Raw genomic sequence first — 15,709 nt, 5'->3', positions numbered from 1 at the left:
ATTATGCGGGCATGGTCGTCGGTACCGCTCTCGTCAAAGATCGGGGCGAATTCGCGGCGAAACCGCCAGTCCATTAGCTTTTCCTTAACAAGCCAGTCAACCGGAAGGCTCCGGTCGCCGAGTCCTGACCGGTAGCGAATATCCTGGTTGCGCTGTGATTGCGGCGTCGCTGAATCAAATTTGGCAGGCTCGGCCTTATTGTCCGATCAACGTCAAGCCAAACAGAACGGCTAGCCACAGGCCTGTCGCCGCCACCGCCAGCCGGGGCAAGATGCCCTCGCTGGTCAGGCGCATGAACAGAGTGGCGATGATCGCGGCCTTGGCCGCGGCGATCACCAGGTTGAGCGCGGAGTTCAATCCGCCGAGGTCGAGGAACGACGAGCCCACCGTCAATGCCAGCAAGGCCAGCAGCCCGAGATAAGCGACTATAAGTTTGCGGATGTGGCTCATCGGTTGATCAGATAGAGAACGGGAAACAGGAAGACCCAGACGATATCGACGAAATGCCAGTAAAGCCCGATTGCCTGGACACGATGGATGCGGCTGGCCTCCGTGGTTCCTGGCCAAAGCAGCAGCATGCCGGCGATCACGGCGATGCCACATATCAGGTGCAGCGCATGCAGCGATGTCATGGCGAAATAAAGCGCGAAGAAGAACTCGGCGTGGGTCGGATCGGGGCCTGTGAAACTGAACGGCGCCCCAAGAACCGGCGCCAGGCCCTCCTTGAATTCCCTGCCGTACTCGACGGCCTTGACGAATAGAAAAACAATTCCAAGCAGGCTCGTGCAGATCAAGGCCCAGACAGCCGGGCGCCAACGCCGCCTGGCCGTGAACATGTGAGCAAGCACCATTGCAAAGCTGCTGGTCAAAAGAACGGCCGTGTTCAGCGTGCCGAGCGGCAGCGACAGGCGTTGTGAAGCAGCGGCAAAAGCCGTGCCGTAGCTGGTCCTTGCGATCAGGAACACCAGCAGGATCGCGCCGAACAGCATCGCCTCGGACCCGATGAACACCCACATGCCGAACGTGTCGGCGGCCTTCTCGCGGGCCTTTGTATCGAAGGCGACACTTTCGGTGGATGAACGCATCAGGCTTTGTCCTTATGCGGACTGAACGTCTCGTGCTGCAACCCCTTCATCGCATAGTCATAAGCGGGCCGGCTGACGCTCGGCATGGTGTCGAAATTATGTGGTGGCGGTGGTGAAGCCGTCTGCCATTCGAGCCCGGTCGCGCCCCACGGATTGGCGGGCGCTCGCGCACCTCGAAACGTCGACCAGCCGAGATAGAACAACGGCATCAGGTAGCCAAATGCCAGCACCACCGCGCCGGCCGACGACAGGACATGCCAGAATTGAAATTCGGGCGGATAGGTATGATAGCGCCGCGGCATGCCGATAAAACCGAGCACGAATTGCGGGAAGAAGGTCAGGTTGAAGCCGAGGAAGGTGACGGTCGCCGCGATCCGCCCCCACGTCTCGGAATACATGCGGCCGGTCAGCTTCGGCCACCAGAAATGCAGCCCGGCCATGTAGGCCGTCACCATGCCGCCAACCATGATGTAGTGGAAATGCGCCACGACGAAGTAGGTGTCGTGGACGTGGACGTCGATGGCGAGGGCCGCCAGGAACAGACCAGCCAGCCCGCCGAAGGTGAACAGCGCCAGGAAGAACAGCGCGTAAAGCATCGGCGTCTCGAAGGTGATCTCGCCCTTGCGCAGCGTCAGGCTCCAGTTGAACACTTTTATGGCTGAGGGGATGGCGACGCAGAACGACAGGAAAGAGAACAGCACCCCGGCATAGGCCGATTGGCCGGAGACGAACATGTGGTGGCCCCAGACGAGGAAGCCGAACACCGCGATTGCCATTGAGGACAGGGCAACGGCCTTGTAGCCGAACAGCGGCCGGCGGCTGAAGCAGGGCAGCACCTCCGAGACCACGCCCATGCCTGGCAAAATCATGATGTAGACGGCCGGGTGCGAATAGAACCAGAACAGATGCTGGAATAGCAACGGGTCGCCGCCGAGCGCCGGGTTGAAGATGCCGATGCCGAACACCCGCTCAAGCACGATCAGGATCAGCGAGGCCGCCAGCACCGGCGTTGCCAGCACCATCACCAGCGCGGTGGCGTACATCGTCCAGACGAAGATCGGCAGCCGGAACCAGGTCAGTCCCGGCGCGCGCAAGGTGTGGATGGTGACGATGAAATTGATGCCGGTCATGATCGTCGAGAAACCGACGATAAAGACGCCAAGCGCCGCCATGGAGACGAAGCCGTTGGCGTAGAGCGTCGAGAGCGGCGTGTAGAACGTCCAGCCCGTGTCGACGCCGCCGGCGAGCACCGAGGCCAGGGCAAAGGCACTGCCGAGGATGAACACATACCAGCTGGCGAGGTTGAGGCGCGGGAAGGCGAGATCGCGCGCGCCGATCATCAGTGGCAAAAGGAAATTGCCTAATGTCGCCGGGATCGACGGCACCAGGAAAAACCACACCATGATGATGCCGTGCAGGGAGAACAATCGGTTATAGGTATCGTCGGAGACGAGGTCGCCGGCAGGCGTGGCAAGTTCCACGCGCATCAGCACGGCAAAGGCGCCGCCGAGGAAGAAGAAAGCCGTAAGCGACATCAAATAGAGCCAGGCGACGCGCTTGTGGTCGGCGGTCAACAGCCATGCGGCGGGACCGGCGCCCTCGCCAAGATAGCTCGAAGGCCTCAGCGCTTCGGTGCTCATTGGGTCGCCTCGTTCCTGGTTGCCGCCCGCGGTGAAAGCGATTTGAGATAGGCGAGCAGCATCTGCATCTCGCCCTCGTCGACAATTCCATCGAAGCTCGGCATCACCGGATCGTAACCGGCGGCGATTTCCTTCTTCGGCTCGAGGATGGAATCGCGCAGATAGCGTTCGTCGGCGATGACTGTCTGCTGGTTCTCCAACGCCACCGGCCGTCCGAAGATGCCGGCAAGATCCGGAGCCCTCACCTTGCTGGACTTTTCATGGCAGCCGGAACAGCCGAGCGCCCGAAACAGTTTTTCACCATCGGCCGCGAGCGTGTCGCCCTTGCCCTGGTTTCCCAGCCACGCCGCATAATCTTCCGGCGGCATCGCCGTTACCCAGCCACCCATTTCCGAATGCTGCGTGCCGCAATATTGCGCGCAGAACAGATGATAGCGCCCGGGCTCGTCAGCTATGAACCAGACATGGGTGGTGCGCCCCGGCACGGCGTCCTGCTTGACCCGGAAGGCGGGCACGAAGAACGAGTGGATGACATCCTGCGATGCCAGCGAAACGATCACCGTCTTTCCGACCGGCACATGCAGTTCGTTGATCTCGCGCTGGCCGCCGGGATGGCGGAACTCCCACATCCATTGCTTGCCGAGCCCGGCGATTTCGAGCGCGTCGAGCGGCGGATGTTCGCGGCGCAGGAACAGCACGGCGCCCCACCCGAAGATGACGAAAGCGATCAGCAGGCTCGCTGCTGTCCAGGCCACTTCCAGGGGCAGGCTGCGCGCGCGCTCGCCGGTTCGTTCCGCCTTGGAGCCGGCGCGATACTTGATGGCATAGAAGACGACGAGGCTGGCCAGGAAGATCCCCAAGGCCGCGGTGAATGCCAGCAAGGTGTAAAACAACATGTCGACGCTGCCGGCGATCGACGAGGCCTCGGGCGGCGTGAAGGGGATGCCGAAGCTCAAACCCGCCTCCCCCGCGTCAGCATGAAAAGGCTCGCACAGAGCCCCAGCAGCGTTGCCAGCCCCGCTATCTTCAGAACCGCCTGTATCGTCGAGGTGTACTGCCCTTTGGAGCTATCGAAGCCGGCGCAGAGCAGGAAAACATGGTCGGCGATCGATCCCAGCCGCCCCGCCGACGCCTCGACCAGAGCAAGCCTCAAATCGCGCGGCTCGAAAGTCAGCGCCGGCAGCACCTGTGCGATCCGCCCTTGCGGCGTCAGCGCGATGACGGCGATCGGATGGACGTATTGGGCGATGCGGTCACGTCGGTCGAAGGTGATGCCGGCCTCCGATGCAAGGTCGGCACCGCCGCCATCGGCACTGGTCAGAAAGCGCCAGGCCGACAAGCCGGCCTCACCGGCGGACCGCGCGACCTCGCTCCGGACGGAGGCCGCGTCTGCAACGGCCTCGGAAGGATCTATCGAGACGAAAAGCGCGTGATAGGTCGAAGGATCCAGGCCGGTCTTGTTCAGATCCGAGGCCACCGCCTGCTGTGTTACACCGCACAAATTGGGACACTTGTCATAGCCGAAGATGACGAGCGCCGGCCGACCGTCGAGGATAGCAGACAACGGCGCCAGCTTGCCGGAGCTATCTCTGAAAACCCGGTCGAGATCGAGCTGGGCGCCGATTTGCGGATCGAAAGACGGCCGCGCCGAAGCGCTGGCGGCAGCTGGAAGAAGCAACAAGAATACCAGCAGCCCCAAACGCGTCATGGGCTCGCCTCCGGAGCCGGTGCGGCTTGGCTCGGCTGGGGTGCCTTGTCGTTTGGCTGCGCGGTGAATGATCCGGCGTGGCAATCGCTGGCCTGTGGCGCGCGTGGGACCTGGTCTTCGAGCAAGCCGCAATCCTGACCTGGCGAAGCGGCCGCGCCTGCCCAGTCCGGCAGACCTTGCGCTGCAACCAGCTTCATCGCGTCTTGGATTGGAATGCGCGCTATGCCGGCACCGCGATCAACCCAGGCAAGCCTGCCGAGTTCCTCATCTTCCCGCTTGCGGAACGCCGCGAGGTCGGCTCCCGGCAAGCGTTGTAATGCGGGACCTGCTTGGCTGGTCTTCTCGGCATTCACCAAGGGCCAGTATGGCGCCGTGTCGAAAATCAGCTTCAGCGCCAGCGCCGCAAGCGCCAGGAAGACCAGCAGGGCGACCCCGAAGAGCAGCAGGGCGCGTGGCCAGACATCACGCGTTTCGGGATGCGAGGCCTTAGCCACGGACCAGCCTCCTGCGCCACACAGCAATGCGATCTGGCCTCGCCCAGAGATAGAGGAAACACGCGCACCACGCGCCACCCGCCCCTGCAAACGCCGCCAGGTCCGGCCAGGACATCGGCGCGCCTGCTGCCGACAGCGACGGGCGAACGCGCCAGACGACGTCAAGGAAATGTCCGGCAAGAACGGCCGCGCCAAGCCCCAGCAGGCCGCGATGGCTGCGCTTGACCGAACGTATGAGGAAGGCGAAGAAGGGCACCACGAACTGCAGCGCGATCAGCAGCCAGAGCAGATATTGCCAGCCGTTCCGGCCACGAAGGACGTACCAATGGATTTCTTCCGGCAGGTCGCCGGCCCAGACGATCAGCCACTGCATGAAGGACAGGTACGTCCACATCAGCATGAAGCCGAACAGCATGTTGGCGACGTCTTCGCCAAGCGCCACGTCCTCCTCGCCACCGGGCATCGTCTCGATCGCGCGGCTGGCTGCCAACACCACCAGAGCCAATGCACACGCGCCGACGACTTCGGCAGCGGCTTCGAGCAGCGCGTAGATGGTCGACGTGAACTCCGGCTCGATTGACAGCATCCAGTCGATGGCAAGCACTGTTGCTGCCAGGCCGTGGACGACGAGTCCGATCGCATAGCCGGTAGCGGTCCCGCGGCTGGATCTGTCGCCCTCAGGCGCTGTCCAGCCGACGACGAGCCAGGCGAGCACCAGCCACGCCAGTGCACATATCAGGAAGCGACCGATGAAGAATGGCACGTTGAGATAGGCAAGTTTTTGCCGCACCGCTTCCGGCAGCATCGCAGGGTCCGCTCCCGCCCAGGGAAAGACCAGATCGAGCCGGGCGAGGACAGGTAGAAACAACAACAGCCCCACAGGCAGTGTCGCGACGATGGCGCGCAGGGGCGGACGCAGCGCGTCGCCCCAGCGGCCGCCGGTCAGGCCATGGACCATCAGGACAGTCATCGCGCCAAGCGGCAGTCCGAGCAGGAACAGCGCTGTCGTCAGCCAACCGGCAAGCGCTGCCTGCGGATTGAGAAAAAGCCCGATGCCGCAAAGCAGAAGTCCCGCGGCGGCCGCAACAACCATCGGAGCAAAAACACCATCGGGCCATGCGAAACGCCTCATCGCGCGGCCTCCGCATCTAGTTTCGCGCGAAGCGTATCCGGCAGCGCTTTGCCAGGTGCGTAGCGTGAATATTGCAAGGCCCTGATATAGGCGACGATCGCCCATCGATCGGTCGGTGGCACCCGCGCGGCATAGGAATACATCGCGCCATAGCCGTTGGTGATCACGTCGTAGAAATGGCGATCGGATGCCTTGCGCAGCGCGTCCTGATGATAGCTCGGCGGCGCCGGGAAACCGCGCTGGACCACCATCCCATGACCGTCGCCGGTGCGGTCATGGCAGGGCGAGCAGAAGATGTCGAAGCGTTGCTGCCCGCGCTGGAGCAGCGCCATTGTGACCGGGTACGGAAATCGGTCCGGCGTTGCCGCGAGGTCGGTGTCGCGCGCCACGCTGCCATCGACCGGCGTCCGGGCCGACATGCCGTCGGCGAATTGCTTGCTGGCCTCGAGCGGATTGTAGCGTGGCTGGTCGGCCATGTCCTGTTTGCAGCCAGCGAGCAGCAGGATGAATGGCAAGAGCGGCGTCCGCCATCTCATGCCTCCACATCCTCGACTGTCTCCGCGCCAAGCCGGGTCAGCTGCCGCCTGGTGATGCCCTTGCGGTATTTCGGATCGGCGGCTTCGACGAGAAGGTAGAACTTGCCGCCCTGCGCGTAGGTGAACGTTTTGGCGTTGAACACCGGATGGTAATATTGCGGCAAACCGTTCGCGCGGAGCATGCCGACGAAGCCGGCCAGAGCCGCGCCCAGTATGGCTGCCTCGAAGGCGATCACCATGAAAGGCGGCCAGGAATGCAGCGGCCGGCCGCCGACATTGACGGGATAGTCGATCTCGACCGAATAGAGGATCAGTGCATAAACCAGCAGCCCGCCGGCAATGCCGCCCGCCAGCACCGCCCATGGCAGCCGCGTCTTTGGCATGCCCAAAATTTCGCCAAGGCCGCGCACCTCGAAGGGCGAGAACGCATCCATGCGCCGGTAACCCTTGTCGCGCATCGTCCGCGCCGCCTGCGTCAGCGCATCGGGATCGGCGAATGCCGCGATGACGCCATGGAGGCTCATGCGGCCCCGCTTTTCTCTTCGACCAATTCCTCGACCTCGAAGATGGTGATCGCCGGCAGGATGCGGATGAACAGGAAGACCAGCGCGAAGAAGGCACCGATCGAACCGAACAGGATGCCGAAATCGAGCCAGGTCAGAGACTGCTCGCCCCAGGACGACGGCAGGTAGTCACGGCTCGGACCGGTCACCACGATGACATAGCGCTCCAGCCACATGCCGATGTTGATGACCAGCGCGATCGAAAACAAAACCGGCATGTTGAGCCGCACGCGGCGCAGCCAGAGCAGCTGCAGCACGATGCAATTGCAAAACAGCATGATCCAGAACAATGGCGCGTAAGGACCGACTGCGCGCTGGGCCATCATCGCGCGCTCATAGGGCTGCCCGGAATACCAGGCGAAGAATGCCTCCGAGGCGTAGCCGTAGATGACGATCATGCCGGCCGCGATCATCAGCTTGGCGGCGTTCTCCATGTGGCGCAACGTGATCAGGTCTTCGACCGCGAAGGCCCAGCGCAAGGGAATGGCGATGGTCAGCACCATGGCAAAGCCGGAGAGCAGCGCGCCGGCAACGAAGTAAGGCGGGAAGATCGTCGAGTGATAGCCCGGCGTGATGGCATAGGTGAAATCGAGAGCGACGATCGAATGCACCGACACGACGAGCGGTGTGGCAAGCGCCGCCATCAGGAAATAGACGGTCCGATAGCGTGCCCAATGGTAGGCCGAGCCGCGCCAGCCAAGCGCCAGGATGCCGTAGAAGAGTTGGCCGGCGCGCGATCTGGCGCGGTCGCGCAGCACGCCGAGATCCGGCAGCAGTCCCATGTACCAGAACAGCAGCGACACGCTGGCGTAGGTGGAAATCGCGGCAAAATCCCAGACCAGCGGGCTGCGCCATTGTGGCCAATGCATATGGGTGTTGGGCAGGGGCAGCAGCCAGTAGAAGAACCATGGCCGGCCGAGATGCAGGATCGGGTAGAGCCCGGCCATTGCCACGGCAAACAGCGTCATCGCCTCGGCGAAGCGGTTGATCGAGGCACGCCAGGGCTGGCGCAGCAAAAGCAGCACCGCCGAGATCAGCGTGCCGGCATGGCCGATGCCGATCCACCAGACGAAGCTGGAAATCATCGTGCCCCAGACGACAGGAATGTTGACGCCGTAAGCGCCCACGCCGACCGAAATCAGGTAGGTGATGGAATAGAGGAACAGCAGCACGAAGGCGAAGCAGACGAAGAACGCCGCCCAGAAGAAGCGCGGCAGCTTACCTTGCAGGACGATCGCGCTGATACGGCCGCTGATCTCGGGAAAATCATGGCGCCCCCGCAGCACCGGCGCTTGCGGCTGGGCTTTTCCGGCTCTGACGGCGACCGCTTCAGCCATCGCCGGTCTCTGTGCCTGGCTTGCCGCCGATCCCGGCGTTCGGATTGGTGATCTTGCCGAGATAGGTGGTGCGCGGCCGGGTGTTCAGCTGTTCGAGCAGGGCATAGTCATGCGGCGCGGCTTTCTCGCGCGATACCTGAGAACCCTTCCTGTTGAGGTCCCCAAAGGTGATGGCCTGTGTCGGGCATGCCTGCTGGCAAGCGGTGACGACTTCGCCATCGGCGATTTCGCGGTTCTCGATCTGTGCGCGGATGCGCTTTTCGGCAACGCGCTGGACGCAATAAGTGCATTTTTCCATGACGCCGCGCGAGCGCACGGTGACGTCAGGATTATGCACGGCCTGCTGTGGCCCGGCGCTGTCCTTGTCGAACTCCTGGTACTCGAGGAAATTGAAGCGGCGCACCTTGTAAGGGCAGTTCTGCGAACAGTAGCGCGTGCCGATGCAGCGGTTGTAGACCTGCGCGTTCAGGCCGTCATGGGTGTGGATCGTCGCGTTGACCGGACAGACCGCCTCGCAGGGCGCCTTCTCGCAATGCATGCAAGGCACGGGTTGGAAGAAGGTGTCGGGGTCGTCGACCGCGCCGGCGTAGTAACGATCGATGCGCAGCCAATGCATTTCGTGACCGCGGGCGGCTTCATCCGGTCCGACGGTCGCGATGTTGTTCTCGGCCTGGCAGGCCGATACGCAAGCCATGCAGCCGATGCAGGCCGAGAGGTCGATCGACATGCCCCAGGCTTCCTGGTCGTAGGTCCAGTCGCGGTACAGCGATTCCGTCTCCGTCGGCAGCACACCGTCACGCACGAAATGCGGATCTTGCCTGAAGGCGTCGAGCGTCGCGTGCCGCACGATCGCCCTGCCTTCCATCGCCTGGTGGTGCTGGGTCGTCACCACCCGCGCCGACCCGTCGCGCGCGGACAACACGAGGCCATCGGCAAACCACGGAGCCTCTGTGGTACGCAGGATCAAGGCGTCGTAGCCACCGGACAACGCGGCGACCGAACCGATCTTGCGCCCGAACCCGAGCGACAGCGTCACCGTGTCGTCAGGCTGTCCGGGCATGATCCAGGCCGGCGCGTCGAGATCCTTGCCGCCTCGCGCCAGATTGACGATCTGCCCGTTTTCGAGCCCCAGGCGCTGTGCGGTCGCGGGCGAGATCAGGGCCGCATTGCCCCAGACGAGCTTGCTCAGCGGGCGGGGCAACTCCTGCAGCCACGGCGAATTGGCGTTGCGGCCGTCGCGAAGCCAGGGATCGGCCTCGAAGCGAACCTCCAGCCGATTGGCAACAGGAGCATGCGGCGCGGGATCGCCGATATCCGCAGGCATCGAGACGACGACAGGAGCAGTGACGCTGTTCGGCACGACGCCATCGCGCAATGCCTTTCGCCAGCCTGCCTCGTCCATGTCAGCCCATGTCGGGCGCACCAGGGCTTGCATATCGGCATCGAACTCACCGCCGAGCGCCGCCAGCAGTTGATGCAGGCTCTTGCCGCCGAACAGAGGCTGGATCAGCGGCTGCACGATCGAGACCGTGCCGTCATAGGCACGGATGTCGCTCCAGCTCTCCAACTCGTGCGCGGCGGGAATGTGCCACTGCGCCAGAAATGCGGTCTCGTCGCGATAGAGTCCCCAGTGGACGAGAAGCTTCAGCTTCGAAAAGGCGTTGCGCACATCGACGTCCGACGGCGCCGTGTGCAAGGGATTGGAGCCGAGCACGATGGCGCTGTCGACCGATCCGCTCGTGGTGGCCTGGCAAAGCGCGGCAAGATCGCCGTCGATCGGCATGGCGTGCGGCGGCTCGATGAAATCCAGCGTGTTGCCGACGGCTCCAAGCCTGGCATTCATGGCAAAGGCCACGGCATGCACGAACGGCGTCTGGTGCGTGCCGGGCACCACCAGGGCATTGCGGCCGGCCTCGCGGAGATCGTCGACAAGCGCGTATTCCATGCCGAGCGACGGCAAACTCGCCGCATCGTGCCCGCCTTCGAGAGCTGCCTTGATCGCCGCCGCAATGCCTTCCACCAGACTCGGTCTGACGGCACGGCGATGATCCGCCGCCGCACCCGTGATTGTGGGCGTCGACTCGACGACGTAGAGACGGTTCATCGTGTCCGTCGGCTTGCGCACGCGCCGCCGCTGCGCGAAATCGCGGGCATAGGCCAGACGTCCCGGCCCTTCGCCGAGGAAATCGGCATCAAGGCTGACGATCACATCGGCGCGGTCGAAATGGTAGATCGGTGTCAGTGGCCTGCCGAACAGTTTGGCCGTTGCCTGCTCTTTCGCGCTGGCCGCAAGCGGGTCGTGCCTGAAGACGCGAAGTTTGGGGTAGCGCTGCTTAAGCGATCCGATCTGCGCCTTGGTCGTCGGCGATGTTGTCGCCTCGATCAGCAGTGCCAAACCTTGCCCGCCCGAAGCGGCCAATCCCCCGGCAAGCTTCGCCATGTCTTTGAGAAAGTCGCCGTAACTCGCAGGTTCGCCTTGCCTGAGCGGGGTGCGAGACCGTTCGGGATCGAACAGCGACAGCACCGCCGCCTGCATGATAGCGTCGGTAGCGCCGCGCGAGGCCGGATGATCCGGATTGCCCTCGACCTTGGTCGGCCGCCCTTCATGGCTCTCGACAACCGCGCCGATGCCGTAGCCATCGCTGGAAAGGGCCGTCGCATAATAGAGCGGCTTTCCGGGAACAATGTCTTCCGGCTGGCGCACGTAAGGCACGATGCGTTCGGCCTCGCTGCAGGCGGTCAGACCGGCCAGCGAGAGTGACGCGCCCATCAGCTTCAACAAGGTGCGTCGGTCGAGGCTGAACGGCAGGCGTTCGGCGATGGCCGGAAATTCCGCCTCGACGAAGCGCCGGAACTCGGCCGTATCGGCCAGTTCATCCAGGCTCCGCCACGGCTCGCGTCCCGTCGCTGCCCGCCGCAATGCCGCCAGATCGGAGGCCGAGACTGGCTTGATGTCAGCGATGGCAGACATAGCAATCCGTCATCGTCTCGGGGTGGATATCAAGGATGCTGATCAGGGAACGCCTGACCTGTTCGATGTCCTGCGGCGGATTCCAGTGCAGCAGGAAAACGTCCTGCGGCGGACGGAGATTGGGGCCGGGATCGCGATGACAGCCCAGGCACCATTCCATCGACAAAGAATGCGCGCGCTGCATCAGCGGCATGTCGTCGACATCGCCGTGGCAGGTCTCGCAGGCGACGCCCTTGGCGATATGGATGGAGTGGTTGAAGTAGACGAAGTCCGGCACCGAATTGACGCGCTGCCATTGCAGCGGCCGTCCTGAGGCAAGGCTTGCGCGCACCGGCGCCAGCATGTCGGCATTGGTGAATATCTGCGAGTGGCAGGTCATGCACACCTCGGTCGCGGGCAATCCCGCGGACGCCGATGTCTCGACGCCATTGTGGCAATAGCGGCAGTCCAGCCCGATATCGCCGACGTGGTGCTTGTGACTGAACGGGACTGCCTGTGCCACGGGACGGCCAACACCGGTGATGAACCCCGAACGCAAAAGTGCCGTGCCGCCGATGGTCGCGAAAATCGCGAAGAAACAAAGTCCCCACAGTATGAAGCGGGCAATCCCGTTGGCATTACTGGAAAAGACCTGCGGCATCCCCTCGCCGGTTTTCACTTCATTTTTTGAATCGAGCGCCTAACGGCTGCGACGTGACAAAGGTTCCGCAGGCGCGGACTGCTCACAAAATGGTGACCCTCGAGCACGCAGCCGAAAACCGCCGGGAATAGCAACCCTGCGCAATCCCCGGCGTTCGAAATCATCACGATCGATGCCACGCGGGGATGTTGCCATGAAGCCGGATGGGAACATAAACGCCGTACTTCGGTTAGACCGACAAACGCGCCACCACAGAGGCGACAGCCCATGAGACAGGACATAGTGCCGGGAGCGGCATTGCCTGACCATATTCTTGCCGACCATACAAAGGCGTCTCGTGTCGCTCGGTACGCAGGCCGGGCCGACGAGAGTTGACCACTTTGGCCAACACACCACTGAAGATTGGCGTCGGCGTGCCGCTCGGCGGGATGGGCGAGACGCTCGGTCGCGAAATGGCCAACGCCACTCAGCTCGCCGTCGATGGCGCGAACGAGGCCGGTGGCATCAACGGCCACCGGATCGAAGCGGTCGTCCTCGACGACAAAGGTCGCGAGGAAGACGGCGAGCGGGTCGTGAAGGAATTCGTTCGCAATTCCGCCGCCGTCGCAGCGATCGGCCATTACAACAGCAATGTTACCTTGCAGGTCGCGCCTCTCTATGCCGCGGCCGGTCTGCCGTTGATCGGTCCGATCGTCTCCAACCCGGCACTAACGCACTCCGGATGGAGCAACGTTTACCGTTTCACCAACAGTGACGATGCGACGGGGCTCGCCATCGCCCAGTACATGGTCCGCCAGTTAGGCAAGAAAACTGTTGTCGTCATCCAGACCGACACCGTCTATGGAAGGAGCATGAGCAAGGAGTTCGCCGCCGCATTTGAAACTGCCGGCGGCTCCGTTCTGCGGCGGCACACAGTTCAGGAAGGCGAAAGAAACTTCGCGGATCTCGTGGCCTCCTTGCCTCGGGAAGCGAGCGCCATCTTCTATGGCGGGACCTTCGAGGGCGCCCCTCTGGTGAAGGAAATGCGGACCCGGCAGGATGATCGCCTGTTCGCCACCGGCGATGGTTGCTGGGACGTCGGAAATTTTCTTGAGCCGGCCGGAGCCGCCGCCGAGCAGGGCGAAGGCGTCCTCGTTCTTTCAGCATGTCCGCAACTGGGTGAAATTGCCGGATCACTGGAAATGGCCGATCGATACGAGCGGCGTTTCGGACGGATCAGGAATTATGCCGTCAATGCCTTTGACGCCGCGGCGACGTTGATAGATGCCATCCGGGTCGCCTCCAACAACGGCGACCCGACCCGGGATCGCGTCGCGGACGCGCTGCGCGGGATACATCGCCAGGGAATTGCATACGAACAAAAGATTTCCTGGGATGCCAACGGCGATAATCGCGCTGCGGTTACGGCCTTGCACAGGATCGAGAGCGGTCGATTCCGACAGGTAGCCGTTGTGAAGAAGGAGGGCAGCCAGGACAGCACAGTAGGCTGAGGCGCTTGTGAAGGACAGCCCAGGCTACCTCGAAATCAAGGCGCAACTTCGAGCACGATCTTTCCGCGCACATGCTTGTTTTCCAGCCAGGCTTCGGCGGCAGCGGCGTCCTGCAGCGGAAAGGTCGCGTCGACGTGCGGCCGCACTTTGCCTTCGTCAATCAGGCGACCGATTTCGCCAAGCTGGGCTGCATTCGGCTTGGCCATGTAATGAATGCCGCGGGCGCCGGCTTTGCGTGCGCTCTCAATAGAAGGTTCCGCCAGCGTCGACACGATTATCCCGCCAGGTTTGACGACGGCCCAGGAGCGATCCTGCGTCTCGCCAGCGACCAGATCGAAGACGAGATCGACCTTGCCGATAATATCCTCGAACCGCTCGTTTTTGTAATCGATGGCCTGGTCGGCCCCCAGTGAGCGCGCGAATTCGAGATCCTCGCCGGAAACGGTGGTCGCAACGAACGCGCCCTTTGCCTTTGCCAATTGGACAGCAAAATGGCCGACCCCGCCAGCCCCGCCATGGATCAGGACGCGCTGCCCGGCCGTCAGTGCACCATGGTCGAAAAGCCCCTGCCAGGCGGTGAGCGCTGCAAGCGGCACCGCCGCCGCATGCAGGTGGTCCACGGACTGTGGCTTGGCGGCCATTTCGATTGCCTTCACCACAACATATTCAGCTTGGCCACCGCGATCCGGTCCCAGCATCGCATAGAACGGATCGCCTTTTTTGAGCGTGTGCGCCCGCGTGCCGCAGAGTTCGACGGTGCCGGAAACGTCACGGCCAAGCGTCATCGGCAGTTGGTCCTTCTTTCCGCCTCCGGATCTGATTTTGTAATCAACCGGATTGACGCTGCTGGCATGGACCTTCAGCAAGACCTCATCATCGTGCGGCTGCGGAAACGGAGCGTCCTCGAGTGAGAGAACGTCTGGTCCGCCAAATTCATGTATGCGAACGGCTTTCATGGTCGCCATCATCGTACTCCCGTGTCGGCTTTTTCTTCCCCCTCACCGCGAGCTATGGGCATGCGGAGAGCCGGGGCATGTGACCAAACAGCTGAGATGGCGGAAGGTTCAACTCGATCGCTGTTTTTGGAAGCCAGGCAAGGTCCTCGAAGCCGTCTGGAGGGGCGACCACTCATTGCCAAGGGGCTCCGCTTCCAGGCCGAACTCCTGACAGCAAGCCGGAGTTCCCTCTCCGCCTGCCATATGCGCGGCAGGTCAATCTTGGATTTGGAACCGATCCAAACGGCGCGACGTTGGGTCAAATCATGATTGGCAAGATCGGAACCCGAGATCTCCACATCACCCTTGAAGAGATCGGCCCCGCGGCTGGGCGGCCGATCGTCTTGGTGCATGGCCGGCCGACAACATGCGCTGCTGGGTCGGCGTCACTTCTTCTGATCGGAGCGATAGGGACCTCCTTCTGAAGGGACGTCGCCGCGCGGCATCCAGGAGGCTACGGTGGCGAAGGTGGATGAAAGCGATCCCCAAATCCTGCAGATCATGACCACAGAGCATTTTGTTCTGCAGACCGCACGGGCGGCCACGATTCAGGAAGCGAGCCAGCGTGCGAACCTGTTCCTGACCACCGTTTCGAGCGCCGCGATCGCCCTCGGCTTCGTCGCCCAGGTCACCCGCATGGGAGGGCCGTTCGTGCTGTTCAGCCTGATTTTGCTCCCTTGCCTTTATTTCCTGGGTTTGGTCACTTTCGTGCGTGCGGTGCAAGTCGCCATCGAGGATATGGTGCATGCGCGCGGGATGGCCCGGATAAGGCATTATTACGTCGAGCATGCGCCCGTCATGGAGTACTATCTGATCCATTCCACCCATGACGATCAGTCGGCCGTGCGCGTCGACAAGGGTCTTAGATCTTCGCCATGGCAGTTCTTCGTGACTGCCGCAGGAATGGTGAGCGTGATCAGCAGTGCCATCGCCGGGGTTTTTTCCAGCGTGGTCGTGACATCGGTGATCGGCCCGGCGATCCCGCTCAGCGTGATCGTGGGTCTGTTGATATTCGGCGCGAGCATCCTTTTGCTGCGGCGCTACCATCTACAATCCTGGGCGGCGGCGGAGCAAAAATTGGTGGTGCGTTTTCCCGACGATTCAAAAGAATGACTTCT

At 62.7% G+C, this 15,709-nt stretch carries 15 protein-coding genes; 2 read left to right on the top strand and 13 right to left on the bottom strand.

Annotated elements, in window-relative coordinates; genetic code table 11:
• Positions 1-195 precede the first annotated feature (195 nt).
• The 12 genes from O7A61_RS04920 to O7A61_RS04865 are packed head-to-tail and all read right to left on the bottom strand — an operon-like array spanning position 196 to position 12,106.
• Positions 196-450: a cytochrome C oxidase subunit IV family protein gene (locus O7A61_RS04920; protein ID WP_337128728.1), complete on the bottom strand. Its 255-nt coding sequence runs from the start codon at positions 448-450 to the stop codon at positions 196-198.
• A complete protein-coding gene (locus O7A61_RS04915; protein WP_337128725.1) occupies positions 447-1,085 on the bottom strand; it encodes a cytochrome c oxidase subunit 3 in 639 nt (212 codons plus the stop codon). The genes O7A61_RS04920 and O7A61_RS04915 overlap by 4 nt, the downstream gene beginning before the upstream one ends.
• The gene (ctaD, locus tag O7A61_RS04910; protein WP_337128722.1) at positions 1,085-2,725 is read right to left on the bottom strand and encodes a cytochrome c oxidase subunit I; all 1,641 of its coding nucleotides are present in this window, start codon (positions 2,723-2,725) and stop codon (positions 1,085-1,087) included. Before ctaD ends, O7A61_RS04915 begins: the two co-directional genes overlap by 1 nt.
• A complete protein-coding gene (coxB, locus tag O7A61_RS04905) occupies positions 2,722-3,681 on the bottom strand; it encodes a cytochrome c oxidase subunit II (RefSeq protein ID WP_337128720.1) in 960 nt (319 codons plus the stop codon). The genes ctaD and coxB overlap by 4 nt, the downstream gene beginning before the upstream one ends.
• Positions 3,678-4,433: an SCO family protein gene (locus O7A61_RS04900; protein WP_337128718.1), complete on the bottom strand. Its 756-nt coding sequence runs from the start codon at positions 4,431-4,433 to the stop codon at positions 3,678-3,680. The genes coxB and O7A61_RS04900 overlap by 4 nt, the downstream gene beginning before the upstream one ends.
• Positions 4,430-4,927, bottom strand: coding sequence for a hypothetical protein (locus O7A61_RS04895; protein ID WP_337128717.1), 498 nt, complete (start codon positions 4,925-4,927; stop codon positions 4,430-4,432). The genes O7A61_RS04900 and O7A61_RS04895 overlap by 4 nt, the downstream gene beginning before the upstream one ends.
• On the bottom strand, positions 4,920-6,059 hold the full coding sequence (locus O7A61_RS04890) for a hypothetical protein (RefSeq protein WP_337128716.1): 1,140 nt from the start codon (positions 6,057-6,059) through the stop codon (positions 4,920-4,922). Before O7A61_RS04890 ends, O7A61_RS04895 begins: the two co-directional genes overlap by 8 nt.
• Positions 6,056-6,595: a c-type cytochrome gene (locus O7A61_RS04885; RefSeq protein WP_337128715.1), complete on the bottom strand. Its 540-nt coding sequence runs from the start codon at positions 6,593-6,595 to the stop codon at positions 6,056-6,058. The genes O7A61_RS04890 and O7A61_RS04885 overlap by 4 nt, the downstream gene beginning before the upstream one ends.
• Positions 6,592-7,119, bottom strand: coding sequence for a DUF3341 domain-containing protein (locus O7A61_RS04880; RefSeq protein WP_337128713.1), 528 nt, complete (start codon positions 7,117-7,119; stop codon positions 6,592-6,594). Before O7A61_RS04880 ends, O7A61_RS04885 begins: the two co-directional genes overlap by 4 nt.
• Positions 7,116-8,495, bottom strand: coding sequence for an NrfD/PsrC family molybdoenzyme membrane anchor subunit (nrfD, locus tag O7A61_RS04875; protein ID WP_337128711.1), 1,380 nt, complete (start codon positions 8,493-8,495; stop codon positions 7,116-7,118). Before nrfD ends, O7A61_RS04880 begins: the two co-directional genes overlap by 4 nt.
• Positions 8,488-11,466 (bottom strand): TAT-variant-translocated molybdopterin oxidoreductase, encoded by a 2,979-nt coding sequence (locus tag O7A61_RS04870; protein WP_337128709.1) that lies wholly within the window; start codon positions 11,464-11,466, stop codon positions 8,488-8,490. Before O7A61_RS04870 ends, nrfD begins: the two co-directional genes overlap by 8 nt.
• Positions 11,450-12,106 carry a cytochrome c3 family protein gene (locus tag O7A61_RS04865; protein WP_337128707.1) on the bottom strand — a complete coding sequence of 219 codons (657 nt, stop codon included), beginning with the start codon at positions 12,104-12,106 and terminating at the stop codon, positions 11,450-11,452. Before O7A61_RS04865 ends, O7A61_RS04870 begins: the two co-directional genes overlap by 17 nt.
• Before the next feature lie 371 nt (positions 12,107-12,477).
• Between O7A61_RS04865 and O7A61_RS04860 the strand changes: the two genes are divergently transcribed.
• A complete protein-coding gene (locus tag O7A61_RS04860) occupies positions 12,478-13,596 on the top strand; it encodes a branched-chain amino acid ABC transporter substrate-binding protein (RefSeq protein WP_337128706.1) in 1,119 nt (372 codons plus the stop codon).
• 35 nt (positions 13,597-13,631) lie between these two features.
• Here the strand turns inward: O7A61_RS04860 and O7A61_RS04855 are convergent, their stop codons facing one another.
• Positions 13,632-14,552 (bottom strand): NADP-dependent oxidoreductase, encoded by a 921-nt coding sequence (locus tag O7A61_RS04855; protein ID WP_337128785.1) that lies wholly within the window; start codon positions 14,550-14,552, stop codon positions 13,632-13,634.
• Positions 14,553-15,050: 498 nt separating this feature from the next.
• Between O7A61_RS04855 and O7A61_RS04850 the strand changes: the two genes are divergently transcribed.
• Positions 15,051-15,704 (top strand): hypothetical protein, encoded by a 654-nt coding sequence (locus O7A61_RS04850; RefSeq protein ID WP_337128704.1) that lies wholly within the window; start codon positions 15,051-15,053, stop codon positions 15,702-15,704.
• Positions 15,705-15,709 lie beyond the last annotated feature (5 nt).

The organism is Mesorhizobium sp. Cs1321R2N1 (assembly GCF_037179725.1).
GTDB lineage: Bacteria > Pseudomonadota > Alphaproteobacteria > Rhizobiales > Rhizobiaceae > Mesorhizobium > Mesorhizobium salmacidum.
This window is presented reverse-complemented; position numbering and strand designations above follow the sequence as displayed.